The following is a 25,133-nucleotide window of genomic DNA, read 5'->3' on the forward strand; positions in this document are numbered from 1 at the left end:
CAGTGTGCGCCCGTCGCTGCCTTACTGCGATTTGCGAACCCGCAGGTACCACTCGGAGAGCAGTCGCACCTGTTTGTCGGTGTAGCCACGCTCGACCATTCGTGTGACGAAATCGTTGTGTTTTTGCTGATCCTCCTTGCTGGCCTTGGCATTGAAGCTGATGACCGGCAGCAGATCCTCGGTGTTGGAGAACATTTTTTTCTCGATGACCACCCGCAGCTTCTCGTAGCTGAGCCAGGTCGGGTTCTTGCCATTGTTGTTGGCGCGGGCGCGCAGCACGAAGTTGACGATTTCGTTGCGGAAATCCTTCGGATTGCTGATGCCGGCCGGTTTTTCGATCTTCTCCAGTTCTTCGTTGAGAGCCACGCGGTTGAGGATCTCGCCGGTTTCCGGGTCGCGGTATTCCTGGTCCTGGATCCAGAAGTCGGCGTACAGCACGTAGCGGTCGAAGATGTTCTGGCCGTATTCGCTGTAGGACTCCAGATAGGCGGTCTGGATTTCCTTGCCGATGAACTCGATGTAGCGCGGCGCCAGGTATTCCTTGAGGAAGCGCAGGTAGCGTTCGCGGGTTTCCGCCTGGAACTGTTCCTGTTCGATCTGCTGTTCGAGAACGTAGAGCAGGTGCACCGGGTTGGCGGCGATCTCGTGAGGGTCGAAGTTGAAGACCTTGGAGAGGATCTTGAACGCAAAGCGTGTCGACAGGCCGTTCATGCCTTCGTCCACGCCTGCGGTATCGCGGTACTCCTGGATCGACTTGGCCTTGGGGTCGGTGTCCTTGAGGTTTTCGCCGTCGTATACGCGCATCTTCGAATAGATATTCGAGTTTTCCGGCTCCTTGAGACGTGACAGTACGGTGAACTGCGCCAGCATCTTCAAGGTGTCGGGCGCGCAGTGGGCCTTGGCCAGCGAACTGTTGAACAGCAGCTTGTCGTAAATCTTGATTTCATCGCTGACCCGCAGGCAGTAAGGCACCTTGACGATATAGATACGGTCGATGAAGGCTTCGTTGTTCTTGTTGTTGCGGAAGGTGTGCCATTCCGATTCGTTGGAGTGGGCCAGCAGGATGCCGTTGAACGGAATCGCGCCCAGGCCTTCGGTGCTGTTGTAGTTGCCTTCCTGGGTGGCGGTCAGCAGTGGGTGCAGCACCTTGATCGGTGCCTTGAACATCTCCACGAACTCCATCAAACCCTGGTTCGCCCGGCACAGGGCGCCCGAGTAGCTGTAGGCGTCGGCGTCGTTCTGCGGGAATTCTTCGAGCTTGCGGATATCGACTTTACCCACCAGCGCGGAAATGTCCTGGTTGTTCTCATCCCCTGGCTCGGTTTTCGCTACGCCGATCTGGTTGAGGATCGACGGGTAGAGTTTCACCACGCGGAACTGGCTGATGTCCCCGCCAAACTCGGACAGGCGCTTGGTGGCCCAAGGCGACATGATGGTGTTGAGATAGCGACGTGGAATGCCAAAGTCCTCTTCGAGGATCGCGCCATCTTCCGTGGCGTTGAACAGGCCCAAAGGCGACTCGAAGACCGGCGAGCCCTTGATGGCGTAGAAGGGCACCTTCTCGATCAGTTGTTTGAGTTTTTCCGCCAGGGACGACTTGCCGCCGCCGACCGGACCCAGCAGATAGAGGATCTGTTTCTTCTCTTCCAGGCCTTGGGCGGCATGGCGGAAGTAGGAGACGATCTGGTCGATGCATTCTTCCATGCCGTGGAAGTCTTCAAAGGCCGGGTAGCGCCGGATCACCTTGTTGGAGAATATTCGCGACAGGCGCGAATTGTTCGAGGTGTCTATCAGTTCCGGCTCGCCGATCGCCAATAGCAGGCGCTCGGCGGCAGATGCATAGGTGCTGCGGTCCTGTTTGCACAGCTCAAGATACTCTTGCAGCGTGAGTTCTTCCTGCTGTGTGGATGCGAAGCGTTGTTGGAAGTGGCTGAAAATACTCATGACGTCGTCACCTCGCTCGATACGTGGAGCCGACGCCGGATCAATCAGTCGATGCTGGCAGACATTGGCGGACGCCAATGACCGTTTCCCCCCAGAACACCCTGAAACGCTACCGATGACCCGCACGCCGGTGTACCGGCTCTCCCCTGATTTGGATGGCCTGCGCTTAAGGATAGTTCGGAATCCGGGAGGTCAAGGTGAGATGCGCAATTAGTTTGGCTGCGCCGTTCGTCAGAAACGGCGCGAGCCCAAGCGTCACGCGGGGTAGCGGGGTGTGAAAAAAATTATTGCGAATCGCCTGAGGAAATTTCCGCAGGATAGGTCGTACGCCATAGCTCGAAGCCACCGTCCAGGCTATAGACGTCGGAGAAGCCCTGGCTGATCAGGTAGGCGGCGGCACTCTGGCTGGAATTGCCGTGGTAGCAGGCCACGATCACCGGCGCGTCGAGGTCGGCCGCACGGATGAAATCGGCGATGTTGTGGTTGTCCAGGTGCTGGGCGCCCTTGATATGACCCGCGGCGTACGCCTGGGGATCACGGATATCCACGACCACTGCGGCCTGCTCGCGCAACGCCTGGGCTTGTTCGGGGGGGATACGTTTGAATTCGCTCATGGCGGGCTCCTATGGCTTGGCGGCGGTCGGCTGTGTGACGGGCACGGGGGGTGGGCACTGGCAGCTCAGGCGCTCGCCGGTGTCGATGTTCATCAGGGTCATGGCGCCGCCCCACACGCAACCGGTGTCGAGGGCATACACGCCAGGTTCTTCGCACTTGCCTTCCAGGGCTGCCCAGTGACCGAAGACGATCTTTGTGTCGCCGGTCTTGCGCTCCTTATGGGCAAACCAGGGCTTGTACCCAGGCAGCGCGGTATCGACGCCTTCCTTGCTTTTGAGGTCCAGCTTGCCCTCGGCGGTGCAGAAGCGCATGCGCGTGAAGTAGTTGGTGATCACTCGCAGGCGGGTGACGCCGCTGAGGTCGTTGTCCCACTTCACCGGCTCGTTGCCGTACATGCCATCGAGATAGGCGGTGTAAAGGTTGTCATCGGCCAGCGCCGCTTCTACTTCGGCGGCACACTTGAGGGCTTTCTTCAGTGACCACTGCGGCGCGATGCCAGCGTGGACCAAGGCCGTGTTGCGGGCTTCGTCATAATGCATGAGCTTTTGTCGGCGGAGCCAGTCGAGCAGCTCGACACGATCGGGCGCTTCGAGAATTTCCCGCAGGGTATCGCTCTTTTTCAGGCGCTCGATGTTATTGCCCGCCGCCAGCAGGTGCAGGTCGTGGTTGCCCAGTACGCACACCAGTGAGTCGCGAAAACGATAGAGGTAGCGCAGGGTTTCCAGTGACTGTGGGCCACGGTTGACCAGATCACCCACCAACCACAGGCGATCATTCACCGGGTCGAAGCCCACTTGTTCAAGCAGGCACTTGAGAGGCTCCAGGCAGCCTTGCAGGTCGCCGACCGCGTAGGTCGCCATCAGTGCAGGGCTCCCGGCACTGCGAGGCGAAAGGGCGCAATGATGGCGTCGAACAACTTCCCATCGGTGGCCTTCATTTGATACGAGCCTTGCATGGTGCCGACCTTGGAGGTCATGACCGTGCCGCTGCTATAAGTGTGGCTGGCGCCGCTGTCGATCAATGGCTGTTGGCCGACAACGCCCGCGCCGCGTACTTCCTCTACCTGGCCGTCACCGTCGGTGATAACCCAATGACGCGACAGCAGCTTGGCCGGCACCAGCCCGTTGTTCTTCACCGTGACGGTATAGGCGAAGGCGAAACGGTTGTGTTCAGGTTGCGATTGGTCCGCGAGGAAGCGGGTGACGACGCTGACGTCGATCTGGTAGCGAGGATCGGACATGCGAGAGGCCTTACCTTAAAAGCAAAAGCGGAGGACAGCAGATGCGGATCAGTCTAGGCCATGAGGCGGGCACTAGGCCAGACTCGCTGTCTGCGGGAGCGGGTAAACCGGCTCCCACAGAGGCAGGCTTCAGTCTGCGGCGAGCGGCGGTTGGATGGCAAGCTGGTCGGCCAGGCGCACGAACGCAGCCAGGTCCAGTTGCTCCGGGCGCAGGCCGCCATCGACGCCGGCGGCTTCGATCTCGGCGTTGCTCAGCAGCGCCTTGAGCGTGTTACGCAAGGTCTTGCGACGTTGGTTGAATGCTTCACGCACCACGCGCTCCAGCAACCGATGGTCCTTGGCGGGATGCGGCAGTACGGCGTGAGGCACCAGCCGCACAATGGCCGAGTCAACCTTCGGTGGCGGATTGAACGCCCCAGGGCCGACGTTGAACAAGTGCTCCACGCGGCAGTGATACTGGACCATGATCGACAGGCGACCCCAATCACCCCCACCCGGACCTGCTGCCAGACGCTCAACCACTTCCTTTTGCAGCATGAAGTGCATGTCGCGGATGATCCCCGCGTTGTTCAGCAGATGGAAAATCAGCGGTGTGGAAATGTTGTACGGCAGGTTGCCGACCACACGCAGGCTGTTAGGCGCGGCATTGAGGCTGTTGAAGTCGAACTTGAGCGCGTCGCCCTGGTGCAGGTTGAAGTTGGACTTGCCGGCAAACTGCTGATTGAGGATCGGGATCAGGTCCTTGTCCAGCTCAATCACGTCCAGTTGAGCGCCGCTGGCCAACAGGCCCTGGGTCAGTGCGCCCTGGCCCGGGCCGATTTCCAGCAGGCGGTCTTCGGGCTTGGCATGGATGGAGCGCAGGATGCGGTCGATTACACCCGCATCGTGCAGGAAGTTTTGCCCGAAGCGCTTGCGCGCCCGGTGTTGGTAATGCTCAGTCATATACGGGTCTCGGCCATCTGATAGGCGGTTTCCAGGGCCACGTGCAGGCTGCCGGTATCGATCTTGCCGCTGCCCGCCAGGTCCAGGGCAGTGCCATGGTCGACGGAGGTACGGATTATCGGCAGGCCCAATGTCACGTTGACTGCGGCGCCGAAGCCTTTGTATTTCAGCACGGGCAGCCCCTGGTCATGGTACATCGCCAGCACTGCATCGCAGTGCTCCAGATATTTGGGGGTAAACAGAGTGTCCGCAGGCAGTGGACCACGCAGATCCATGCCTTCTTGGCGCAGGCGCTCTAATGTCGGTTCAATGATGTCGATTTCTTCATGGCCCAAGTGGCCGCCTTCACCGGCGTGGGGGTTGAGCCCGCAGACCAGGATGCGCGGTTGGGCGATGCCGAATTTCTGTTGCAGGTCGGCGTGCAGGATGCGTGTGACACGCTCCACCCGTTCGGCGGTGATGGCGTCTGCAATCTCACGCAGCGGCAGATGCGCCGTCACCAAGGCAACGCGCAGGCCGCGAGTCGCCAGCATCATCACAACTTGAGCGGTATGGGTCAGTTCGGCGAGGAATTCGGTATGGCCCGAGAAGGCGATGCCGGACTCGTTGATCACACCCTTGTGTACAGGGGCGGTGATCATGCCGGCGAAGTCACCGTTCATGCAGCCTTGCCCGGCGCGGGTCAGTGTTTCCAGCACAAAGGCCGCGTTGGCTTTGTTCAGTTGCCCGGCAACCACCTTGGCCGGCAACGGGGTATCCCACACATACAGGCTGCCTTTGGGGGCCGGCAGATCAGGCCAGTTGCCCGGCGCCACATCCAGCAGGTTGACGGCCACGCCCAACTGCGCAGCCCGCTCAAGGAGCAGGTCGCGGTTGGTAATGGCAATCAGGGGGTGTGGCTGGGGCTGCGAGGCGAGCAGCAGGCAGAGGTCTGGACCAATGCCGGCCGGCTCGCCGGGTGTGACTGCAAAACGTTGGGGTTTCACTGGCTTGCCTGGTTGGTGCCTGTTTGCTCGGCGCCTGGCAGCTTGTTCTCAACGTAGGCTTCGTCACGGATCTGGCGCAACCAGGTTTGCAGCTCTTCGTCGTATTTGCGGTTACGCAGCACGGTCAGGGCTTGTTGCTCGCGAGCCTGGGTGGTGTTGTCGGTGGCGCGACGGCCCAGGACTTCCAGTACATGCCAGCCATATTGGGTCTTGAACGGCTTGGACAGCACGCCTTGCGGGGTCTTGGCCATCACGTCCTGGAACTCCGGCACCAGGGCTTTCGGGTCGATCCAGTTCAGGTCGCCGCCGTTGAGCGCCGAACCCGGGTCTTCCGAGAAGCTCTTGGCCAGGGTGGCGAAGTCTTCACCGCCTTCGATGCGGTCATAGATCTTCTGCGCCAGCTCCTTGGTTTGTGCCTCGGTGCGGATTTCACTTGGCTTGACCAGGATGTGACGAACATGGACTTCGTCTTTCAGCGAGGTCTCGCCGCCACGCTTGCCCAACAGCTTGAGGATGATGAAGCCGCCTGGCGTACGGGCAGGCTGGGTGATATCACCCACTTGCATTGCGCTGAGTTCGCGGTCGAACGGCGGCGGCAACTGAGCGGCTTTACGCCAGCCCATGTCACCACCGTCCAGGGCGTTATCGCTGCCGGATACGGCGATGGCGGTCTGGGAAAAGTCAGCGCCAGCCTTCAGGCGGTCGTAAACGGCCTGGGTTTTTGCCGCGGCGGCATTGAGTTGCTCAGCGTTGGCGCTGTCCGGCGTCGGGATCAGGATATTGGCCAGGTGCAGTTCCTCGGAGAGCTGCATCTTGCCCAGGTCCGAAGCCAGGAAGTTCTTCACTTCCTGTTCGGAAACCTGGACCCGCTCCGCCACACGACGCTGACGCACACGGCTGATGATCATTTCACGCTTGATCTGGTCACGAGCGTCCTCATAGGACAGGCCATCGTGAGCCAGGGCGGCGCGAAACTGATCGATGCTCATGTTGTTGCGCTGAGCGATGGTGCCGACGGCCTGGTTCAACTCTTCATCCGAAATACGGATGCCGGAACGTTCGCCGATCTGCAGTTGCAGGTTTTCGACGATCAGGCGCTCCAGCACCTGAGGCTCCAGAACGCTGGTCGGTGGCACACCGCCGCCACGCTTGGCGATGGTTTGCTGCACTTCCTTGACCCGTTGGTCCAGCTGGCTCTGCATGATCACGTCGTTATCGACAATGGCCGCAACTTTGTCCAGCTGTTGAACGGCCGCGTGTGCCGATACGGTACCCAGGAACAGCGCGCCCAGCACGAGCGGGCGCAGACAATCAGAAAGCTTGATCTTCACGTTCACGATAACCTTGAATGCCTTTGTCGAGGAAGCTCTCTACCTTGGAGCCGGTCAGGCCGCCGAGTCCTTTAAGGACGATCTGGAAGAAGAGCCCGTGGTCACCCTTTTCGTTAAGGGGGGCGATCTGGGTATATTCGTCGTTGGAAACCCAGTAACGATTGATAACGCGCAGTTTCCAGCAGCAGTTGTCGTACTCGAAACCACCGAAGGCTTCCAGGGTACGGTTGCGGGCGTAGTCATACTGCCAGCGGGTGATCAGGTTCCACTGCGGAACGATCGGCCACATCATCGAGAAGTCGTGTTGCTGGATTTTGTAGTAATCCTTCACGAAATTCGGGTCGCCTGGCTGCCCGTAGTCACCACCGAACTGCCATTTGCCGGTCAGCTGGTTGTACACCACCTGGTCGTTGCGATAGCGATAACCCAGGTTGACGACCTTGTTCGGGTTGTCTTCCGGCTGGTAGTGGAACATGGCGCTGCCGGAGCGAGGGCTGTGGCTGTCAGGGTCCCAGTTGTAGTCGGCAGTCGCACGCCAATCGCGATTGAAGCGGAACTCATAGTCCAGAGCGATAGGCGATACGTTCGACTGTGCGTCGGCACGGTCGGCAGCCAAGACGCCGGGCAGTTGGACTTCACGGTCCTTGAAATACAACGCCTGGCCCACGGACACACGTTGACGTTCGAAGCCGTTTTCTTCGATCCAGCGGCTGGTCACACCCAGGGAGAGCTTGTTCTCATCGCCGACCCGATCATTGCCGCTGAAGCGGTTGTCGCGGAACAGCGAGGCATAGCTGAACGAGTATTCGCTGGTATCGAATACTGGGATATCGCTCTGGTCCTTGTTGGGAACATAAAGGTAGTACGCACGCGGTTCCAGGGTCTGGCGATAATCTTTGCCGAACCAATTGGTATTGCGATCGAAGTACAGGCCACTGTCGATACTTGCGACCGGAATTGCACGGTCCTGGGAGCTCTTGTATTCGCCACCGGCATATTGGGTGCCAGTAGCCGCTGCGGCAGCTTGCGCAGCGATGATCTGGTTTTTACCCGTGCCATCCAGATCAAGATCGTACTTGGTATAAACGTACTTGAGCTTCGGCGTAATGAAACCGTAGGTCCAGTTCATTGGGTACTCTACGGCTGGCGCAACGTTCAGGCGTGTGCCGTTAGCACGGGTCAGGCCTGTAACATAAGTATCCAGTCGCGGTGATACGACGCCGTTTTCATCGGTGAACGTGCCATTTTCAAGGCTCCGCTCAAACCGGGCAGCTTCCGTCTCATAGGTGAAATTCAATCCGCCCGGATGATACGGCAACATACCGTTGAAGGTGATTTGCGGTAGTCGATCATACGGCGTGATCTGGGAAATCGTCGCCAATTGGTAGGCTTGAACGTTCAGGCGGGCCTGGTACGAGTCGCCCCGGTACGTCAGGGAGCCTTGCTGGTTAAGGAAGTCACGGTTCTGAACCCCTTCTTCATAGGTCTTGAGATCCTGGAAGTAGTAAGGGTCGCTGATCTTCGTGTAGTCGACCTGGGACGTCAGGCGTGAATCCAACCCACCTTTATGCTGCCAATTGAGCATATAGCGAGTTTTTTCGTAGTCGGTCTGATTTTTCCGCTCGTCGCTATCATCGTTCAGGTACGCGCCGCCGAACTGACCTTCACTGGACTTGGTGAGGTAGCGGAATTCGCCTTCCATCAACAGGCCGCGCTTGGTCATGTATTGCGGGTACAACGTGGCGTCGTAGTTCGGTGCCAGGTTGAAGTAGTACGGCGTAACCAGGGTAAAGCCAGTCTCGCCACCCGTGCTGAAGCTCGGCGGCAGGAAGCCGGATTGACGACGGTTGTCGATCGGGAAATAAATGTAAGGGGTGTAGAGGATCGGGATGTTCTTGACCCGCAACGTCGCGTTGGTTGCCGTACCGAAACCGGTGGCAGGGTTCAACGTGATGTTGTTGCCCTTGAGCTGCCAGGCGTTGCTGTCTGGCTCGCAGGTGGTGTACGTACCGTCCTTGAGACGGATGATCGCGTTTTCGGCACGCTTGGCGTACAGGGCGTTACCGCGGATGCGCGACTTGTGCATCACGTATTCGGCGTTGTCGATCTGCGCCGCACCGGTATCGAGCTGTACCTGGGCATGGTCACCCACGATCAGGGCGCCGTTGTCGCGCAGGCGAACGTTGCCGTTCAGCTCGCCACGGTTCTCGGCCTGATACAGGCTGGCTTCCTGGGCTTCCATCTGCATGCTGCCCTGGCGCATGACGACGTCACCGGCCAAGGTCGCGATCTGTTGTTCCTGCTCGTAACGAGAAGCCTTGGCGCCGATGAACGTCGGTGCGTCGCTCTTGGCTGTCTTGTCGTTCATGCCAGGACGCATCGGCTCGATGTACGCACCGCCGCAATACGGGCCGGTTTCGGCCAGCTGGGCGGCGGTCAGCTTCTCGCGAGGCACCCAGTCCAGGTGGCTGTAGTCGGCGCTGCGCGAACGCAGGCCACGGCCCTTGGCTTCGGTGACCAGCATGGTCTTGGGTTCGGCGTCGGCGCTGCTGCCGGTTTCGCCTTGTGGCGTACCGTTTGCCGAGCTGACGGCAGAGCCATCATGCACCGGGCGTGGCGGCAATGGGGCTGCGGCGGTTTTCGGCGCGCAATCCCAGGCACCCGAAGCAGAGACTGAGCAGTCATACTGTTCCGCGGCGACCACGAATGAGGTGGCGAAAGGTTGCATGGCCAGCAGACTGCCGGTTACCAGCAACGGAAATTTTCTACGAAACGCGGGGGATTTCAATGCCATCTTATTAGTCCGGGCTTCCTGCGTGCCATCTGCCCGCGGTTTGGGCCGCACGCCTCTCGATGGTCTGAAAAAGATGCGTGATAATAAAGCATGCCCCGCTTGACGGCTAGCGCCGTCGGAGACCCTTGTAATGCCCGAGCAAGATCTACGTTTACAACAGCTGGAAGTCTGGCTGGATGAGCAATTGCCAATCCTTTTCAACGCCCAGGGTTGGGGTGCCGTACCCCCGGCCACATTGACCGCGGCCAGTAGCGACGCGAGTTTCAGGCGTTATTTCCGCTGGGAGGGAGGGGCACATACGTTCGTGGTCATGGACGCGCCACCGCCCCAGGAAAACTGCAAACCTTTCGTCGAAATTGCGCATCTACTGGCGAAATCGGGGATAAACGTACCCAAAATTTATGCAGAAGATTTGCCTCGCGGCTTCCTTTTGCTCAATGACCTGGGCAGAAAAACCTATCTGGACGTGATTGACGCCGACAACGCCGATCAATTGTTTGCCGATGCCATCGATGCGCTGCTGGCTTTTCAGCAGTTGCCGATGGATGCGCCACTGCCCAGCTATGACGTTGCCTTGCTGCGTCGCGAGCTGGAATTGTTTCCTGAGTGGTACGTTCGCCGGCACCTGGGTATCGAGTTCGATACTCGCCAGCGCGATCTCTGGCAACGCGTCAGCGAGCAACTGATCGACAGCGCCCTGGCCCAGCCGAAGGTGCTGGTACACCGCGACTACATGCCGCGCAACCTGATGATCAGCGAGCCCAACCCTGGCGTGCTGGATTTCCAGGATGCGGTCTACGGCCCGGTGACCTACGACATCACCTGTCTGTTCAAGGATGCATTCCTCAGTTGGCCCCAGGCGCGTGTGCGCGAATGGCAGCGCGGCTACTGGGAGCTTGCCGTGCAGTTGGGCATTCCCGTGCACGCCGACTTCGAGGCTTTCCTGCGTGCCAGCGACCTGATGGGCGTGCAGCGCCACCTCAAGGTCATCGGCATCTTTGCGCGCATTTGCCACCGCGACGGCAAGCCGCGCTATCTGGCGGATGTGCCGCGCTTCTTTGCTTATATAGAAGCGGTGCTTGCAGACCGGCCCGAACTGCGCGAACTGGGTGAGTTGCTTGCCAGCCTGCGCGAGCCGGTCGAGGCGAGCCTATGAAGGCGATGATCCTGGCCGCCGGCAAAGGCGAGCGCATGCGCCCGCTGACGCTGCATACGCCCAAGCCGCTGGTGCAAGCGGGCGGCAAGCGACTGATCGAGTATCACCTGGAGGCACTGGCGAAGGCCGGTTTCACCGAGATTGTGATCAACCATGCGTGGCTCGGTCAGCAGATCGAAAGTTATCTGGGTGACGGCGCGCAGTTTGGCCTGCGCATCCAGTATTCGGCCGAAGGTGAACCGCTGGAAACCGGAGGCGGGATTTTCCAGGCCTTGCCGTTGCTGGGGGATAAGCCGTTCCTGGTGGTCAATGGTGATATCTGGACCGATTACGACTTCACCCGGCTACGTCAGCCGCTTCAGGGCCTGGCCCACCTGGTGATGGTGGATAACCCGGCGCATCACCCTTCGGGTGGTGATTTCTACCTGGACCAGGGTTTGCTTCATGATGCCGCGCCCGGTGCCGATAACCTGACCTTCAGTGGCATTTCGGTACTCGACCCCCAGCTGTTCGCGGGTTGCAGTGCCGGTGCCTTCAAATTGGCGCCGCTGCTGCGGGCGGCCATGAGCAAAGGTCTGGTAACGGGGGAGCACATGGCGGGACGCTGGATTGATGTGGGGACATTGGAGCGCCTGGCGCAGGTCGAAACCCTGCTGACTGCGGAGCGATAAGATGTTGTGGCCAGGGACGCTGATCGGCGCCGGGGCTGGCTTTGCCATTGCCAGCATTCCGGGGGCTTTGTTGGGGGCATTGTTGGGGCAGGCGCTGGATCGCCGCTTGCAACTGCAGAGTTGGGCGCAATTGCGCGAACGCCTGGGTGGCCGGCCGGCGCTGCGCAATGACGAATTGCTGTTTGTGCTGCTGGGCCGACTGGCCAAAAGCAATGGCCGGGTGGTGGATGGGCATATCCAGCAGGCGCGCCTGGAAATGCGTGCACTGGATATGAACGAACCCGCCCAGCGCCGCGCTATCACGGCGTTCAACCGGGGCAAGTCCGGTAGCGATCGGGTGCGTAGCTATCTGCGCGTGCTCAAGGCGCAGCCCCATGCGGCAGAGGGCGTGCTGCGCGCCTGCTGGCGCATGGCCTGGGCCGATGGCAGAGCGGATGACGCCGAGCGCGACCTGATTGACCAGTGGGGCAAGTGGCTGGGTTGGACACCGCAACAACTGCACGCACTGGCGTCCGATTACACCCCCGAGCGCAAGCCGCTGGTGAACCGAGGGGGGGCCTATCAGGAGGCGTTGCGAATCCTGGGGGTCACCGCAACTACGGAGCCGTCCGTGATCAAGCGTGCCTATCGCCGCCTGCTCAGCCGTCACCATCCGGACAAGATTGCCGGCACCGGCGCCAGCCCCGCGCAAGTGCGCGAGGCAACCGAGCGAACCCGCGAGTTGCACAACGCCTATGCGTTGATTCGCGAACGGCGCGATTTCCGGTAAGCCTCAGTCGACGGTTTGCGGGCTCAACCAGCCTCGAACCCGCCGATACAACTGCTCCTGCTCGGCCGAGCTGTTGCCGGGCAGGGTCTTGAGTGACACCTGCTTATAGCCTTCATTCTTCCCACGCTTGGCCGCCTGAAGCCGCGCCAGGGCGTTTTTACGGTCCAGGGCATTGTCCTGATAGAAGATATCCGCCGTCGGCACTTTCAAGGCCGGGGCCACTTGTTGCAGATCCGGTTGGCGGCCCACCGGGGTTTTGCCGGCCACCAGCACCAGCTTCTGAACCTGCGCCGGTTGCTTTTCGCTCAGGTAACGTGCGGCCCACCAGGCGCCAGTGCCGTGGCCCAGCAGCACCACACTGCGCGCGCTCTGTGTCTGGGCAAAGGCCACGGCTGCGTCAATCCGGTCGAAAATACGCTTGGCGTCGGTCTTGTCCTGTTCATCGGCACCCGGCACTACCGCTGGGTCTGTGCCTTCGGCTTCGGCGCTGGCGGCTTGTTCGATGGGCTTGGCGGCCGTGCTGCCGTCTTTGCTGCTGGTGTCGACGGTTGCCTTGGGCGCTTCGATCACCCGTGGCGGCAGGGTGTCCATGCTCACGTCCGGCAGCGACAGGCTGAGGCTGCCCCAGTTGGCATCCGGCAATTTGCGGCGCAACGGGCCGATTGCTTGCGGCCAGTCAGCATTTTCGCCGGCGCCGGGGACGATAATCACCACCCCCTCCGGTTCTGCACTGTTGGCGGGTTTCCATAAGGCCAGGAACGAATCGGTGCCGGCCTGCAATTGTTGTTGCTCGTGTTGTGGGATATTGCGCTCCAGCGCGCTGGCCTCTTCCTGGCTGCGCTCGGGCAGCGCTTGGCGCTCCGCAGGTTTTTCGGCGGCGGGCGCGGGGGCGTCAGCGGCCTGAACAGAAAAGGCGCTGGTAAATAGCAGCGACAGGCACAATGCTGGCAGTGCCGAACGGTGGTGAAAGGGCATCGTTAATTCCCGGCCAGAAATGATTCCAGCAGCCTAATGGGTTGGTCAGTATTTGTCAGTGATGTGAGACGTGGATCATGGGTTTTCGCTGTCTGCTGATTATCGGCGGTTTGTGCTGTGCCTTGATGGCAACGGCCGCGCCTGCGCCCGTTGCGCCGAAAGCACAGCTCAATGCGCAGCAGCGTGAGTGGCTGAGCCAGCATCCGGAGTTGCGCGTGGGGCTGGTGTTGCAGGCACCTTACGCGCAATACGACCGGCGCCTGCAACGCTTGTCCGGGGCCAATGTGGAGTTGATGCAGTGGCTGGCCAAGGCGCTGAATATCGAACTGTTGTGGCGCAATTTTCCCGATCAGGAGCAGTTGGAGGCCGCCGTGCGCGACGGCGAAGTGGATATTGCGCCCGGCCTGCAGCAAACCCCGGCGGGTTTGCGCCTGTGGTTATTCACCGACCCTTACATGCGTGTGCCTCAGCATATTGTCGGCGTCCGCGAAGGCGGCGGCGCAGTGGAGCTGGAGAAACTCGACGAACGATCGCGCATTGCCGTGCGCATGCCCAGCGCCGTGGCCGATTACCTGCGCAGCACCTATCCCAACCTCAACTTGCAAGGGGTGCCCATGGAGCGCCAGGCCCTGCAGTTGCTGGTAAGCCAACAAGCGCGGTATGCCGTGGTGGATGAGGCGCAACTGAGCCGCTTGTCCGGCGAAGCAGAATTTGCGGGGCTGGCGGTGGTCGGTGATATCGGCTTGCCACAGTTGCTGCGGGTGGGCACGCGTCGCGATTGGCCGGAACTGGCAACCCTCATGCAGAGCGCCTTGCGGGCGATACCCGCGCGAGACTTGGACCAGTTGCACAATCGCTGGCTGCAACCCCAGTACCCGCGATTGTCGGAATTCCCGGGTTTCTGGAAGAACCTCAGCCTGTTGCTGGGAATCTGCTTGCTGGCCTGCCTCGCGATGGTCGCCTGGCAGCGTCGCCAGCAACGCGGCCTGGAACACGACTTGCTGGCGGCACGGGAAGAAAGCGCCGCCCGCGCTGCCGGTGCCGAAGCCCTGCGGTTGACGCAGTTTTCCATCGATCAAAGTACGGTCGGCATCCTGTGGGTCAATTGGGACAGCCATGTGCGTTACGCCAATCGTGCGGCAGAAAGCATGCTCGGCTACGCTCCGGGCGCGCTGATCGAGCGGCCGCTGGTCGAGGTCGACCCGACCTTGAACATGGATCGCTGGCTCAACCTGTGGCGACGCGCCCGCGCCAGCGAGGAGGGCGGGCAAACCTTCGCCACCGATTGCGTGCGCGCCGACGGCAGTATCCTGCCCGCCGATGTGTCTTTGAGTTTCCTGCGTTTTGCTCAGGGCGAATACCTGGTGGTGTACCTCAACGATGTCACCGAACGCCGCCGTTACGTGGCCGCCTTGCTGCAAAGCGAAGCGCAGTTGCGCGAATTGTCCGCCCACCTGGAAACCGTGCGCGAAGAAGAGAAAGCCCGCATCGCCCGCGAGGTACACGATGAGTTGGGCCAGATGCTCACGGTGCTCAAGCTGGAAACCTCGATGTGCGAATTGGCCTATGCGCAGCTCGACCCTGGCCTGAATGAGCGGCTTAACAGCATGAAGCGCCTGATCGCCCAGTTGTTCCAACTGGTGCGCGATGTGGCCACCGCGCTGCGCCCGCCGATCCTCGACGCCGGCATCGCCTCGGCCATCGAATGGCAGGCCCGGCGCTTCGAAGCCCGCACGCAAATTCCCTGCCTGGTACAGGTTCCGGATAACCTGCCGGCCCTGAGTGACGCCAAGGCCATTGGTTTGTTCAGGGTCCTGCAGGAGGCACTGACCAATGTGATGCGCCATGCCCAGGCGCATACCGTTGAGCTGACCCTGGTGATTGAGGGGGCAGACCTGCGGTTGACCATCAGCGATGATGGCGTCGGTTTCGTCGAAACCCCCGGCCGCCCTGTTTCTTTCGGCGTGGTCGGTATGCGCGAGCGAGTGCTGATGATGGGCGGGCAACTGAGCCTGCATAGCGAAGTGGGGGAAGGCACCACCCTGAGCGTCACGGTGCCGTTGGATGCCTGACAACAAGAGGAAAAACCTGTGATTCGCGTATTGGTAGCCGAAGACCACACCATCGTCCGAGAGGGCATCAAGCAATTGATCGGCCTGGCCAAAGACCTGCAGGTGGTCGGTGAAGCCAGTAATGGCGAGCAGTTGCTGGAAGCCTTGCGCCATGTGACGTGCGAGGTGGTGCTGCTGGATATCTCGATGCCGGGTGTGAACGGCCTGGAGGCCATTGCGCGCATCCGGGCGCTGGGCAATCCGCCGGCGATTCTGGTGTTGTCGATGCATGATGAAGCGCAAATGGCCGCCCGCGCCCTCAAGGTCGGCGCGGCGGGTTATGCCACCAAGGACAGCGACCCGGCGCTGTTGCTGACCGCTATTCGCAAGGTCGCAGCCGGTGGGCGATATATCGATCCCGACCTGGCCGACCGTATGGTCTTCGAAGTCGGCCTGACCGATACGCGGCCGCTGCATTCGTTGCTGTCGGAGCGCGAGTTCTCGGTATTCGAACGCCTGGCCCAGGGGGCCAACGTCAATGATATTGCCCAGCAACTGGCGCTGAGCAGCAAGACCATCAGCACGCATAAGGCGCGGTTGATGCAAAAGCTCAATATCACTTCGTTGGCGGAGCTGGTGAAGTACGCCATGGAGCACAGGCTGCTCTGACGACATGCCCATTAGCGACACCCTGCAAACCATCACCGAGCCCATTCTTGCCGCTTGCAGCTCACCCCTTGTAGTTGCACCGTCCTGTGCCCGCCATCGCTGTAGGGCGATCCCTACCCCCAACCTTCCAACCGGCTGATGCAATTCTCTCCCAGCCCCCGATTTCCGGGGGCTTGCGCCTGGACTACGCTTGTTCCATTGTGGTCCAAAACACAAAGGTGCGGGTATGAGCGAGGCGGATACAAATGATGTGCTGGTCAGCTTTCGTGGCGTGCAGAAGAGCTACGACGGCGAGAACCTGATCGTCAAAGACCTCAACCTGGAGATTCGCAAGGGCGAGTTCCTCACACTGCTTGGGCCGTCGGGTTCCGGCAAGACGACCAGCCTGATGATGCTCGCCGGCTTTGAGACACCGACCGCCGGTGAAATCCTCCTGGCCGGGCGTTCCATCAATAACGTGCCGCCGCACAAGCGCGATATCGGCATGGTGTTCCAGAACTACGCGCTGTTCCCGCACATGACGGTTGCCGAGAACCTGGCGTTCCCGCTCTCGGTGCGCTCGTTAAGCAAGACCGACATCAGTGAGCGGGTCAAGCGCGTGCTGAGCATGGTCCAGCTCGACGCCTTCGCCCAACGCTACCCGGCGCAACTTTCCGGTGGTCAGCAACAGCGCGTGGCCCTGGCCCGTGCGCTGGTGTTCGAACCGCAACTGGTGTTGATGGACGAACCCCTCGGTGCTCTCGACAAGCAACTGCGTGAACACATGCAGATGGAGATCAAGCACCTGCATCAGCGTCTCGGCGTGACCGTGGTGTACGTGACCCACGATCAGGGCGAGGCCTTGACCATGTCCGACCGCGTGGCGGTGTTTCATCAGGGCGAGATCCAGCAGATTGCTGCGCCGCGGACCTTGTATGAAGAACCGAAAAATACCTTCGTCGCCAACTTCATCGGCGAGAACAACCGTCTCAACGGCCGCTTGCACAGCCACACCGGCGAGCGCTGCGTCGTGGAGCTGGCGCGCGGCGAGAAGGTCGAGGCGCTGGCGGTGAACGTGGGTCAGGTCGGCGGGCCGGTCACGCTGTCGGTGCGTCCGGAGCGGGTCAGCCTCAATGGTTCCAGCGAAAGCTGCATCAATCGTTTTTCGGGGCGGGTGGCGGAATTCATCTACCTGGGCGACCACGTGCGCGTGCGTCTGGAAGTTTGCGGCAAGACCGATTTTTTTGTGAAACAACCGATCGCCGAGCTGGACCCGGCCCTGGCGGTCGGCGACGTGGTACCGATTGGCTGGCAAGTCGAGCACGTTCGCGCACTCGACCCACTTCTAGAGGCGAATTGATCGCCCCATGGCTTCACCAACCCTGCACGTGGAGAGCACAACAATGTTGAGATCCCTTAAGTATTCAGCGCTGGTTATCGGCTTGTTCGGCGCGACCCAGGCCATGGCCGGCCCGGACCTGACCGTCGTGTCCTTTGGTGGCGCGAACAAGGCCGCTCAGGTCAAGGCGTTTTACGCACCGTGGGAAAGCGCGGGCAACGGCAAGATCGTCGCCGGCGAGTACAACGGTGAAATGGCCAAGGTCAAGGCCATGGTCGACACCAAGAGTGTGTCCTGGGACCTGGTGGAAGTGGAATCGCCGGAGTTGTCCCGGGGGTGTGACGAAGATATGTTCGAACCGCTGGACCCCAAGCTGTTCGGTAATGCTGCGGACTACGTAAAAGGCGCGATCCAGCCGTGCGGCGTGGGTTTCTTCGTGTGGTCCACGGTGTTGGCCTACAACGCCGACAAATTGGCTTCCGCGCCAACCAGCTGGGCGGATTTCTGGGATACCAAGAAATTCCCCGGCAAACGCGGCCTGCGTAAAGGTGCCAAGTACACCCTGGAATTCGCCCTGATGGCCGACGGCGTAGCGCCCAAGGACGTTTACAAAGTGTTGGCCGGCAAAGATGGCCAGGACCGTGCATTCAAGAAGCTCGACGAACTCAAGCCGTCGATCCAGTGGTGGGAAGCGGGCGCCCAACCGCCACAGTACCTGGCCTCGGGTGATGTCGTGATGAGTTCGGCCTACAACGGCCGTATCGCCGCCGTGCAGAAAGAAAGCAACCTCAAGGTGGTGTGGAACGGCGGCATCTACGACTTTGACGCATGGGCCATTCCTAAAGGCCTGTCGAAAGACCGTGCCGAAGCCGCGAAGAAATTCATCGCCTTCTCGGTACAGCCGCAGCAGCAGAAGACCTACTCGGAAAACATCGCCTACGGCCCGGCCAACACCCAAGCGGTTCCGTTGCTGGCCAAGGACATCCTCAAGGATATGCCGACCACCCCGGAAAACATCGCCAACCAGGTGCAGATCGATGTGAGCTTCTGGGCGGATAACGGCGAGCAGTTGGAGCAGCGCTTCAATTCCTGGGCTGCCAAATAACACCGCTTGCTCCGGTGGGAGAGGCGTTGCTCTCTCCCACCAGGGTTCTGCATTTCCTTTCAAGATCCGGAGTCAGCCATGGCTATCGCCATTCCCAGCCCCACCCTCAAGCAGCGCCTGGCGCGTGCCGAACGGCTCAACCGCTGGAAGGCCCAGGCATTGATTGCACCGCTGGTGCTGTTTTTGCTGCTGGTGTTCCTGGTGCCAATCATTGCGCTGCTCTACAAAAGCGTCGGCAACGAGGAAGTGGTGGGCGGTTTGCCGCGTACCGTGGTGGCGGTCAAGGCCTGGGATGGCCGTGGCCTGCCCGGCGAACCGGTGTATCAGGCGCTGAGCGAAGACTTGGGCGAAGCGCGCAAAAACCAGACGCTGGGCGACCTGTCCAAGCGCTTGAATATGGAGTTGGCCGGCTATCGCAGCCTGCTGACCAAAACCGCGCGGGCGCTGCCCTTTACCGAGGCGCCCGCCTCTTACAAAGAAGCGTTGGAAAGCCTCGATGAACGTTGGGGCGACCCGGCGTACTGGCAGGCGATCCGGCGCAATACCAGCAGCCTCACACCGTTCTACCTGCTGGCGGCTGTCGACCACCGTATCAATGACCTGGGCGAACTGGCCCCGGCTACGCCGGACCAGGCCATTTACCTGGACATTTTCGCGCGTACCTTCTGGATGGGCCTGGTGATTACCTTCATCTGCCTGCTGCTGGCGTATCCCTTGGCGTACCTGCTGGCCAACCTGCCGGCGCGCAAAAGCAACCTGCTGATGATTCTGGTGCTGCTGCCGTTCTGGACCTCGATCCTGGTGCGGGTCGCCGCGTGGATCGTGCTGCTGCAATCCGGTGGCCTGATCAACAGCGCCTTGATGAGCATGGGCTTGATCGACAAACCCCTGGAGCTGGTGTTCAACCGTACCGGGGTCTACATCTCCATGGTGCACATCCTGTTGCCGTTCATGATTCTGCCGATCTACAGCGTGATGAAAGGCATCTCACCCACCTATATGCGTGCAGCGATTTCCCTGGGCTGCCACCCGTTCGCCAGCTTCTGGCGCGTGTATTTCCCGCAGACCTACGCCGGCGTCGGCGCCGGCTGCCTGTTGGTGTTCATCCTGGCGATTGGTTACTACATCACCCCGGCGCTGCTCGGCAGCCCGAACGACCAGATGGTCAGCTACTTCGTGGCGTTCTACACCAACACCAGCATCAACTGGGGCATGGCCACGGCGCTGGGCGGCTTGCTGCTGCTGGCGACGGTGTTGCTGTACCTGATCTACAACCGGCTGGTAGGCGCCAGCCGCCTGCGCCTGAGCTGAGGAGACCTTGCGATGCTGATCCCTTATATGTCGCCCGTCGAACGCCTGTGGTTCTACAGCCTGCGGATCCTGTGCGGCTTGATCCTGTTGTTCCTGATATTGCCTGTGCTGGTGATCATCCCGCTGTCGTTCAACAGCGGCAGTTTCCTGGTGTACCCGCTGCAAGGTTTTTCGCTGCATTGGTACCAGGATTTCTTCGCCTCGGCCGAATGGATGCGTGCGTTGAAGAACAGCATCATCGTCGCGCCGGCCGCCACGGTGCTGGCCATGGTGTTCGGCACATTGGCCGCGATAGGCCTCACGCGCGGCAATTTCCCCGGCAAGGCGCTGGTGATGGCCTTGGTGATTTCGCCGATGGTGGTGCCGGTGGTGATTATCGGCGTGGCGAGTTACCTGTTTTTTGCGCCACTGGGCCTGGGCAACAGCTTCTTCTCGCTGATCGTTGTGCATGCGGTGCTGGGTGTGCCGTTTGTGATCATTACCGTGTCGGCGACCTTGCAGGGTTTCAACCATAACTTGGTGCGGGCGGCGGCGAGCCTGGGCGCCTCACCATTGATCGCGTTTCGCCGGGTGACCTTGCCGTTGATCGCGCCGGGGGTGATTTCCGGGGCGCTGTTTGCCTTTGCCACCTCGTTCGATGAAGTGGTGGTGACGCTTTTCCTCGCCGGCCCCGAGCAAGCGACCCTGCCGCGCCAGATGTTCAGCGGCATTCGCGAGAACCTCAGCCCGACCATTGCCGCTGCCGCCACCTTGCTGATTGCCTTCTCGGTGCTGCTGTTGCTCACCCTGGAATGGTTGCGCGGGCGTAGCGAGAAGCTGCGCACTGCGCAGGTATGATGACCATTCAGCTGCTGAATGGCTGACAACCCCGTATAGAGAGCTACTCTTGTGCCAGCCCATCCTTCAATAAGAGGCCGCGCACATGAGTACTTCCTCATTCAAGATCGCCCACAAGTTGCTCACCGGCGCAGGTGCCATCGAGCAACTGGCCGCCGAACTCACACGCCTGGATGTGGATAACCCGCTGATCGTCACCGATGCGGCGTTGGTCAAGTCCGGCACCGTGGCGCTGGCGCTCGAGCATTTGGGCGAGCGCGACTATGAAATCTTCGACCGGGTGCAGCCCGACCCGGAAATCGCCATCGTCGAAGACTGTATGCAGGCCTACCGCGACGGCGGGCATGATGGCTTGATTGGTGTCGGCGGGGGCAGCTCCATCGATATCGCGAAATGCGTCGGCGCGTATGCCGGCTACCACGGTGCGCTGGCCGATCTGTTCGGCATCGACCAGGTGCCACGCAAGGGGCCGCCGTTGATCGCGATCCCGACCACGGCCGGTACCGGCTCGGAGGTGACCAATGTGGCGATCCTTTCCGATAAGGTCGCGCAATTGAAAAAAGGCATCGTCAGCGATTACTTGCTGCCGGATGTTGCACTGATGAGCCCGCAAATGACCCTCACGTGCCCGCGCAGCGTGACAGCCGCCAGCGGTGTGGATGCGTTGGTGCATGCCATTGAAGCCTACCTGTCGCTGAATGCGTCGCCGATTACCGATGCCCTGGCCATAGGCGCGGTCAAGTTGATAGCCAACGCACTGCCCAAGGCGTACGCCAACCCGGGGCATCTGCAGGCCCGTGACGACATGGCCACCGCCAGCCTGATGGCGGGCATGGCGTTCGGTAACGCCGGGGTGGGCGCCGTGCATGCGTTGGCGTATCCGCTGGGCGGTCGTTTTCATATCGGGCATGGCGTGAGCAACTCTCTGTTGCTGCCCTATGTGATGCAGTGGAACAAGCTGGCGTGTGTCGAACGCATGCGCGACATCGCCGAGGCCATGGGTGTGAATGTCACCGGCTTGAGTCTGGTTGACGCGGCCGATCAGGCCGTCGCGGCGATGACGCGGCTGTGCGCGGCCGTGGAAATCCCCACGGGCCTGCGCAGCTTCGGGATTCCCGAAGACGCAATTCCGGCCATGGCTGCCGAAGCTGCAGGCATTGAACGCCTGATGCGCAATAACCCGCGCCAGCTCAGCACAGCGGATATCGAGAAAATCTACCGCGCGGCGTACTAGCCATTGAGCCAGGTCACGGTGCGCGCGGCAAAGCATGAGGTATACAATGCGCGCCATCGTGATTTAGCTCAAAAAGGTGCGTCATGCAGCCCTTCGTCATTGCTCCATCGATTCTCTCCGCCGACTTCGCCCGCCTGGGTGAGGAAGTGGACAAGGTATTGGCCGCCGGTGCGGACTTCGTGCACTTCGATGTCATGGATAACCACTACGTACCCAACCTGACTATCGGGCCGATGGTCTGCGCGGCGTTGCGCAAGTACGGCATCACCGCGCCGATCGATGCGCACCTGATGGTCAGCCCGGTGGATCGCATCATCGGCGACTTCGTCGAGGCCGGCGCGACCTACATTACCTTCCATCCGGAAGCCTCGCTGCACGTCGACCGTACCCTGCAACTGATCCGCGAAGGCGGCTGCAAGGCCGGCCTGGTGTTCAACCCGGCCACCCCGCTGAGCGTGCTCGAGTATGTGATGGACAAGGTCGACATGATCTTGCTGATGAGCGTCAACCCAGGCTTTGGCGGGCAGAAGTTCATCCCCGGCACGCTGAACAAGCTGCGCGAAGCCCGTGCGCTGATCGATGCGTCCGGCCGTGATATCCGCCTGGAAATCGACGGCGGGGTCAACGTCAACAATATCCGCGAAATCGCTGCCGCAGGTGCCGATACCTTTGTGGCCGGCTCGGCGATCTTCAACGCCCCGGACTACCAGGAAGTCATCGACAAGATGCGTGCCGAACTGGCGCTGGCGCGTCCATGAGCGGCTTTGAGCGGCTGTTCCCCGGTAAACTGCCACGGCTGGTGATGTTCGATCTGGACGGTACCTTGATCGACTCGGTGCCTGACCTGGCGGCGGCGGTGGACGAGATGCTGCTCAAGTTGGGGCGTAAGCCGGCGGGCATTGATTCGGTGCGCGAATGGGTGGGTAACGGCGCACAGATGCTGGTGCGCCGGGCCCTGGCCAATCATCTCGACGCCGACGGTGTGGACGATGTCGAGGCCGAACACGCCTTGGAGCTGTTTAACGCCGCCTATGAGAGCAGCCACGAACTGACCGTGGTGTACCCAGGCGTGCGCGACACCCTCAAGTGGCTGAGCAAGCAGGGTGTGGAAATGGCGCTGATCACCAACAAGCCGGAGCGTTTCGTCGCGCCGTTGCTGGACGAGATGAAGATCGGCCGCTATTTCCGCTGGATCATCGGCGGCGATACCCTGCCGCAGAAGAAACCTGACCCGGCGGCGCTGTTCTTCGTGATGAAAATGGCCAACATCCCCGCGTCCCAGTCGTTGTTCGTCGGCGATTCGCGCAGTGATGTGCTGGCGGCGAAAGCGGCGGGGGTGCAGTGCGTGGCCCTGAGCTACGGCTACAACCATGGCCGGCCGATTGCCGAAGAGTCGCCGGCGCTGGTGATTGATGACCTGCGCCAGTTAATCCCCGGTTGCTTGGGAGCGGGCGCTGAGATAACGTTGCCCGACGTTGATTCAAACCCTTCTGGAAATCCCATCGTGGTGGTCACTCGCAAACTCTGGATGAAAGTCATCAAGGCCCTGGCCCGCTGGCGTTGGCGCGCCTGACTGATCCTGGCCGCGCTGCGGCACGTTTGCCTATCTGACCGTTTGACCCTCAAGCCACGAGGCACCTCATGATCCGCGAAGAATTCCTGCGTTTGGCCGCTGCCGGCTATAACCGTATTCCCATGGCCTGCGAAACCCTGGCCGACTTCGATACGCCGCTGTCGATCTACTTGAAACTGGCCGACCAGCCCAATTCCTATCTGCTGGAATCGGTACAGGGCGGTGAGAAATGGGGCCGTTACTCGATCATCGGCCTGCCGTGCCGTACCGTGCTGCGGGTACACGACCATCGGGTGAGTATCACGCATGATGGCGTCGAGATCGAAAGCCATGATGTGGAAGACCCGCTGGCCTTCGTCGAGACCTTCAAGGCGCGCTACAACGTACCGACCATTCCCGGCCTGCCGCGTTTCAACGGCGGCCTGGTGGGTTACTTCGGCTACGACTGCGTGCGCTACGTGGAAAAACGCCTGGGCAAATGCCCGAACCCCGACCCATTGGGCGTGCCGGACATTCTGCTGATGGTCTCCGATGCCGTGGTGGTCTTCGACAACCTCGCCGGCAAGATGCATGCGATCGTGTTGGCCGACCCGTCCCAGGCGGACGCGTTCGAACAAGGCCAGGCCAGTCTCGAAGCCCTGCTGGATAAACTGCGCCAGCCGATCACTCCGCGGCGCGGGCTGGACCTCAGCCGTCCGCCTGCCGCTGACCCGGTATTCCGCTCCAGCTTTACCCAGGATGACTACGAGCGCGCAGTCGACACCATCAAGGAATACATCCTCGCCGGTGATTGCATGCAAGTCGTGCCGTCGCAACGTATGTCCATCGACTTCAAGGCGGCGCCGATCGATCTGTACCGTGCGCTGCGTTGTTTCAACCCGACGCCCTACATGTACTTCTTCAACTTTGGCGACTTCCACGTGGTGGGCAGCTCGCCGGAAGTGCTGGTGCGTGTCGAGGACAACCTGATCACCGTGCGCCCGATCGCCGGTACTCGCCCGCGTGGCGCGACCGAAGAGGCGGATCTGGCGCTGGAAGAAGACCTGCTGAGCGACGACAAGGAAATCGCCGAGCACTTGATGCTGATCGATCTGGGCCGCAACGATACCGGGCGTGTCTCGGAAATCGGCTCGGTGAAACTCACTGAGAAGATGGTGATCGAGCGCTATTCCAACGTCATGCACATCGTCTCCAACGTGACCGGCGAGCTGAAGGCCGGCTTGACCGCGATGGACGCGCTACGGGCGATTTTGCCGGCGGGCACTTTGTCGGGTGCGCCGAAGATTCGTGCGATGGAAATCATCGATGAGCTGGAGCCCGTCAAGCGCGGCGTCTACGGCGGCGCGGTGGGCTATTTCGCCTGGAACGGGAACATGGACACCGCCATCGCGATCCGCACCGCGGTGATCAAGGACGGTGAACTGCATGTGCAGGCCGGTGGCGGCATTGTGGCTGACTCGGTGCCGGCCCTTGAATGGGAAGAAACCCTGAACAAGCGCCGCGCCATGTTCCGCGCGGTGGCGTTGGCTGAGCAAACCCCGCAGGGGTGAAGCCAGCTGTAGATCAAAGTGTGGGAGGGGGCTTGCTCCCGATTGCAGAGTGTCAGTTACCA

General features: G+C 60.9%; 22 protein-coding genes. 13 read left to right on the forward strand and 9 right to left on the reverse strand.

Annotated features, from left to right (window positions below):
• Nucleotides 1–21: 21 nt before the first annotated feature.
• From DK870_RS12115 to DK870_RS12150, 8 genes are all read right to left on the reverse strand, one after another.
• The gene (locus DK870_RS12115; protein ID WP_060757276.1) at nt 22–1,944 is read right to left on the reverse strand and encodes a PrkA family serine protein kinase; all 1,923 of its coding nucleotides are present in this window, start codon (nt 1,942–1,944) and stop codon (nt 22–24) included.
• Between the two features lie 284 nt (nt 1,945–2,228).
• A complete protein-coding gene (gene glpE, locus DK870_RS12120; protein WP_090368494.1) occupies nt 2,229–2,558 on the reverse strand; it encodes a thiosulfate sulfurtransferase GlpE in 330 nt (109 codons plus the stop codon).
• 9 nt (nt 2,559–2,567) lie between these two features.
• Nucleotides 2,568–3,419, reverse strand: a complete 852-nt coding sequence (locus tag DK870_RS12125; RefSeq protein WP_161548724.1) for a symmetrical bis(5'-nucleosyl)-tetraphosphatase — start codon at nt 3,417–3,419, stop codon at nt 2,568–2,570.
• Entirely contained in the window at nt 3,419–3,799 is a 381-nt protein-coding gene (gene apaG, locus DK870_RS12130) for a Co2+/Mg2+ efflux protein ApaG (protein ID WP_060757279.1), read from the reverse strand. The genes DK870_RS12125 and apaG overlap by 1 nt, the downstream gene beginning before the upstream one ends.
• A gap of 129 nt (nt 3,800–3,928) precedes the next feature.
• Entirely contained in the window at nt 3,929–4,741 is an 813-nt protein-coding gene (gene rsmA, locus DK870_RS12135; RefSeq protein ID WP_161548725.1) for a 16S rRNA (adenine(1518)-N(6)/adenine(1519)-N(6))-dimethyltransferase RsmA, read from the reverse strand.
• On the reverse strand, nt 4,738–5,727 hold the full coding sequence (gene pdxA / locus DK870_RS12140) for a 4-hydroxythreonine-4-phosphate dehydrogenase PdxA (protein ID WP_161548726.1): 990 nt from the start codon (nt 5,725–5,727) through the stop codon (nt 4,738–4,740). Before pdxA ends, rsmA begins: the two co-directional genes overlap by 4 nt.
• The gene (locus DK870_RS12145; RefSeq protein WP_081087108.1) at nt 5,724–7,064 is read right to left on the reverse strand and encodes a peptidylprolyl isomerase; all 1,341 of its coding nucleotides are present in this window, start codon (nt 7,062–7,064) and stop codon (nt 5,724–5,726) included. The genes pdxA and DK870_RS12145 overlap by 4 nt, the downstream gene beginning before the upstream one ends.
• Nucleotides 7,039–9,852 (reverse strand): LPS-assembly protein LptD, encoded by a 2,814-nt coding sequence (locus tag DK870_RS12150; RefSeq protein WP_104994843.1) that lies wholly within the window; start codon nt 9,850–9,852, stop codon nt 7,039–7,041. The genes DK870_RS12145 and DK870_RS12150 overlap by 26 nt, the downstream gene beginning before the upstream one ends.
• Nucleotides 9,853–9,982: 130 nt before the next feature.
• Here DK870_RS12150 and DK870_RS12155 point away from each other — a divergent pair, with 130 nt between their 5' ends.
• Genes DK870_RS12155 through DK870_RS12165 form a run of 3 tightly spaced genes read left to right on the forward strand, consistent with a single transcriptional unit; the run spans nt 9,983 to nt 12,448 of the window.
• Nucleotides 9,983–11,008 (forward strand): aminoglycoside phosphotransferase family protein, encoded by a 1,026-nt coding sequence (locus tag DK870_RS12155; RefSeq protein WP_060757284.1) that lies wholly within the window; start codon nt 9,983–9,985, stop codon nt 11,006–11,008.
• Nucleotides 11,005–11,679 (forward strand): N-acetylmuramate alpha-1-phosphate uridylyltransferase MurU, encoded by a 675-nt coding sequence (gene murU, locus DK870_RS12160; RefSeq protein WP_060757285.1) that lies wholly within the window; start codon nt 11,005–11,007, stop codon nt 11,677–11,679. Before DK870_RS12155 ends, murU begins: the two co-directional genes overlap by 4 nt.
• Nucleotide 11,680: 1 nt before the next feature.
• Nucleotides 11,681–12,448 carry a TerB family tellurite resistance protein gene (locus DK870_RS12165; RefSeq protein ID WP_060757286.1) on the forward strand — a complete coding sequence of 256 codons (768 nt, stop codon included), beginning with the start codon at nt 11,681–11,683 and terminating at the stop codon, nt 12,446–12,448.
• 3 nt (nt 12,449–12,451) lie between these two features.
• Here the strand turns inward: DK870_RS12165 and DK870_RS12170 are convergent, their stop codons facing one another.
• Nucleotides 12,452–13,423: an alpha/beta hydrolase family protein gene (locus tag DK870_RS12170; protein WP_060757287.1), complete on the reverse strand. Its 972-nt coding sequence runs from the start codon at nt 13,421–13,423 to the stop codon at nt 12,452–12,454.
• Between the two features lie 77 nt (nt 13,424–13,500).
• Here DK870_RS12170 and DK870_RS12175 point away from each other — a divergent pair, with 77 nt between their 5' ends.
• The 10 genes from DK870_RS12175 (at nt 13,501) to trpE (ending at nt 25,071) form a co-directional block, all read left to right on the forward strand.
• Nucleotides 13,501–15,495 (forward strand): histidine kinase, encoded by a 1,995-nt coding sequence (locus DK870_RS12175; protein WP_161548727.1) that lies wholly within the window; start codon nt 13,501–13,503, stop codon nt 15,493–15,495.
• 18 nt (nt 15,496–15,513) lie between these two features.
• Entirely contained in the window at nt 15,514–16,143 is a 630-nt protein-coding gene (locus DK870_RS12180; RefSeq protein WP_104994840.1) for a response regulator transcription factor, read from the forward strand.
• A gap of 226 nt (nt 16,144–16,369) precedes the next feature.
• Nucleotides 16,370–17,482: an ABC transporter ATP-binding protein gene (locus DK870_RS12185; RefSeq protein ID WP_060757290.1), complete on the forward strand. Its 1,113-nt coding sequence runs from the start codon at nt 16,370–16,372 to the stop codon at nt 17,480–17,482.
• A 43-nt stretch (nt 17,483–17,525) separates the two neighbouring features.
• On the forward strand, nt 17,526–18,566 hold the full coding sequence (locus DK870_RS12190) for an ABC transporter substrate-binding protein (protein WP_161548728.1): 1,041 nt from the start codon (nt 17,526–17,528) through the stop codon (nt 18,564–18,566).
• Nucleotides 18,567–18,644: 78 nt separating this feature from the next.
• Nucleotides 18,645–19,877, forward strand: a complete 1,233-nt coding sequence (locus DK870_RS12195; protein ID WP_161548729.1) for an ABC transporter permease — start codon at nt 18,645–18,647, stop codon at nt 19,875–19,877.
• 12 nt (nt 19,878–19,889) lie between these two features.
• Nucleotides 19,890–20,714 carry an ABC transporter permease gene (locus DK870_RS12200; protein WP_161548730.1) on the forward strand — a complete coding sequence of 275 codons (825 nt, stop codon included), beginning with the start codon at nt 19,890–19,892 and terminating at the stop codon, nt 20,712–20,714.
• A gap of 85 nt (nt 20,715–20,799) precedes the next feature.
• Complete coding sequence (locus DK870_RS12205) at nt 20,800–21,948, forward strand: iron-containing alcohol dehydrogenase (RefSeq protein ID WP_060757294.1); 1,149 nt, start codon at nt 20,800–20,802, stop codon at nt 21,946–21,948.
• 83 nt (nt 21,949–22,031) lie between these two features.
• Entirely contained in the window at nt 22,032–22,706 is a 675-nt protein-coding gene (gene rpe / locus DK870_RS12210) for a ribulose-phosphate 3-epimerase (protein WP_025857056.1), read from the forward strand.
• Nucleotides 22,703–23,521 (forward strand): phosphoglycolate phosphatase, encoded by an 819-nt coding sequence (locus tag DK870_RS12215; protein ID WP_060757295.1) that lies wholly within the window; start codon nt 22,703–22,705, stop codon nt 23,519–23,521. Before rpe ends, DK870_RS12215 begins: the two co-directional genes overlap by 4 nt.
• Nucleotides 23,522–23,589: 68 nt before the next feature.
• On the forward strand, nt 23,590–25,071 hold the full coding sequence (gene trpE / locus DK870_RS12220; RefSeq protein WP_060757296.1) for an anthranilate synthase component I: 1,482 nt from the start codon (nt 23,590–23,592) through the stop codon (nt 25,069–25,071).
• Nucleotides 25,072–25,133: the final 62 nt, after the last annotated feature.

It is taken from the genome of Pseudomonas sp. Q1 (genome assembly GCF_009935975.1).
Lineage (GTDB): Bacteria > Pseudomonadota > Gammaproteobacteria > Pseudomonadales > Pseudomonadaceae > Aquipseudomonas > Aquipseudomonas palleroniana.

What these genes read in the sequence shown, in the direction of transcription:
- DK870_RS12115 (WP_060757276.1), bottom strand. Translation starts at nt 1,944, where the DNA reads ATGAGTATTTTCAGCCACTTCCAACAACGCTTCGCATCCACACAGCAG.
- glpE (WP_090368494.1), bottom strand. Translation starts at nt 2,558, where the DNA reads ATGAGCGAATTCAAACGTATCCCCCCCGAACAAGCCCAGGCGTTGCGC.
- DK870_RS12125 (WP_161548724.1), bottom strand. Translation starts at nt 3,419, where the DNA reads ATGGCGACCTACGCGGTCGGCGACCTGCAAGGCTGCCTGGAGCCTCTC.
- apaG (WP_060757279.1), bottom strand. Translation starts at nt 3,799, where the DNA reads ATGTCCGATCCTCGCTACCAGATCGACGTCAGCGTCGTCACCCGCTTC.
- rsmA (WP_161548725.1), bottom strand. Translation starts at nt 4,741, where the DNA reads ATGACTGAGCATTACCAACACCGGGCGCGCAAGCGCTTCGGGCAAAAC.
- DK870_RS12150 (WP_104994843.1), bottom strand. Translation starts at nt 9,852, where the DNA reads ATGGCATTGAAATCCCCCGCGTTTCGTAGAAAATTTCCGTTGCTGGTA.
- DK870_RS12155 (WP_060757284.1), top strand. Translation starts at nt 9,983, where the DNA reads ATGCCCGAGCAAGATCTACGTTTACAACAGCTGGAAGTCTGGCTGGAT.
- murU (WP_060757285.1), top strand. Translation starts at nt 11,005, where the DNA reads ATGAAGGCGATGATCCTGGCCGCCGGCAAAGGCGAGCGCATGCGCCCG.
- DK870_RS12165 (WP_060757286.1), top strand. Translation starts at nt 11,681, where the DNA reads ATGTTGTGGCCAGGGACGCTGATCGGCGCCGGGGCTGGCTTTGCCATT.
- DK870_RS12170 (WP_060757287.1), bottom strand. Translation starts at nt 13,423, where the DNA reads ATGCCCTTTCACCACCGTTCGGCACTGCCAGCATTGTGCCTGTCGCTG.
- DK870_RS12175 (WP_161548727.1), top strand. Translation starts at nt 13,501, where the DNA reads ATGGGTTTTCGCTGTCTGCTGATTATCGGCGGTTTGTGCTGTGCCTTG.
- DK870_RS12185 (WP_060757290.1), top strand. Translation starts at nt 16,370, where the DNA reads ATGAGCGAGGCGGATACAAATGATGTGCTGGTCAGCTTTCGTGGCGTG.
- DK870_RS12190 (WP_161548728.1), top strand. Translation starts at nt 17,526, where the DNA reads ATGTTGAGATCCCTTAAGTATTCAGCGCTGGTTATCGGCTTGTTCGGC.
- DK870_RS12195 (WP_161548729.1), top strand. Translation starts at nt 18,645, where the DNA reads ATGGCTATCGCCATTCCCAGCCCCACCCTCAAGCAGCGCCTGGCGCGT.
- DK870_RS12200 (WP_161548730.1), top strand. Translation starts at nt 19,890, where the DNA reads ATGCTGATCCCTTATATGTCGCCCGTCGAACGCCTGTGGTTCTACAGC.
- DK870_RS12205 (WP_060757294.1), top strand. Translation starts at nt 20,800, where the DNA reads ATGAGTACTTCCTCATTCAAGATCGCCCACAAGTTGCTCACCGGCGCA.
- rpe (WP_025857056.1), top strand. Translation starts at nt 22,032, where the DNA reads ATGCAGCCCTTCGTCATTGCTCCATCGATTCTCTCCGCCGACTTCGCC.
- DK870_RS12215 (WP_060757295.1), top strand. Translation starts at nt 22,703, where the DNA reads ATGAGCGGCTTTGAGCGGCTGTTCCCCGGTAAACTGCCACGGCTGGTG.
- trpE (WP_060757296.1), top strand. Translation starts at nt 23,590, where the DNA reads ATGATCCGCGAAGAATTCCTGCGTTTGGCCGCTGCCGGCTATAACCGT.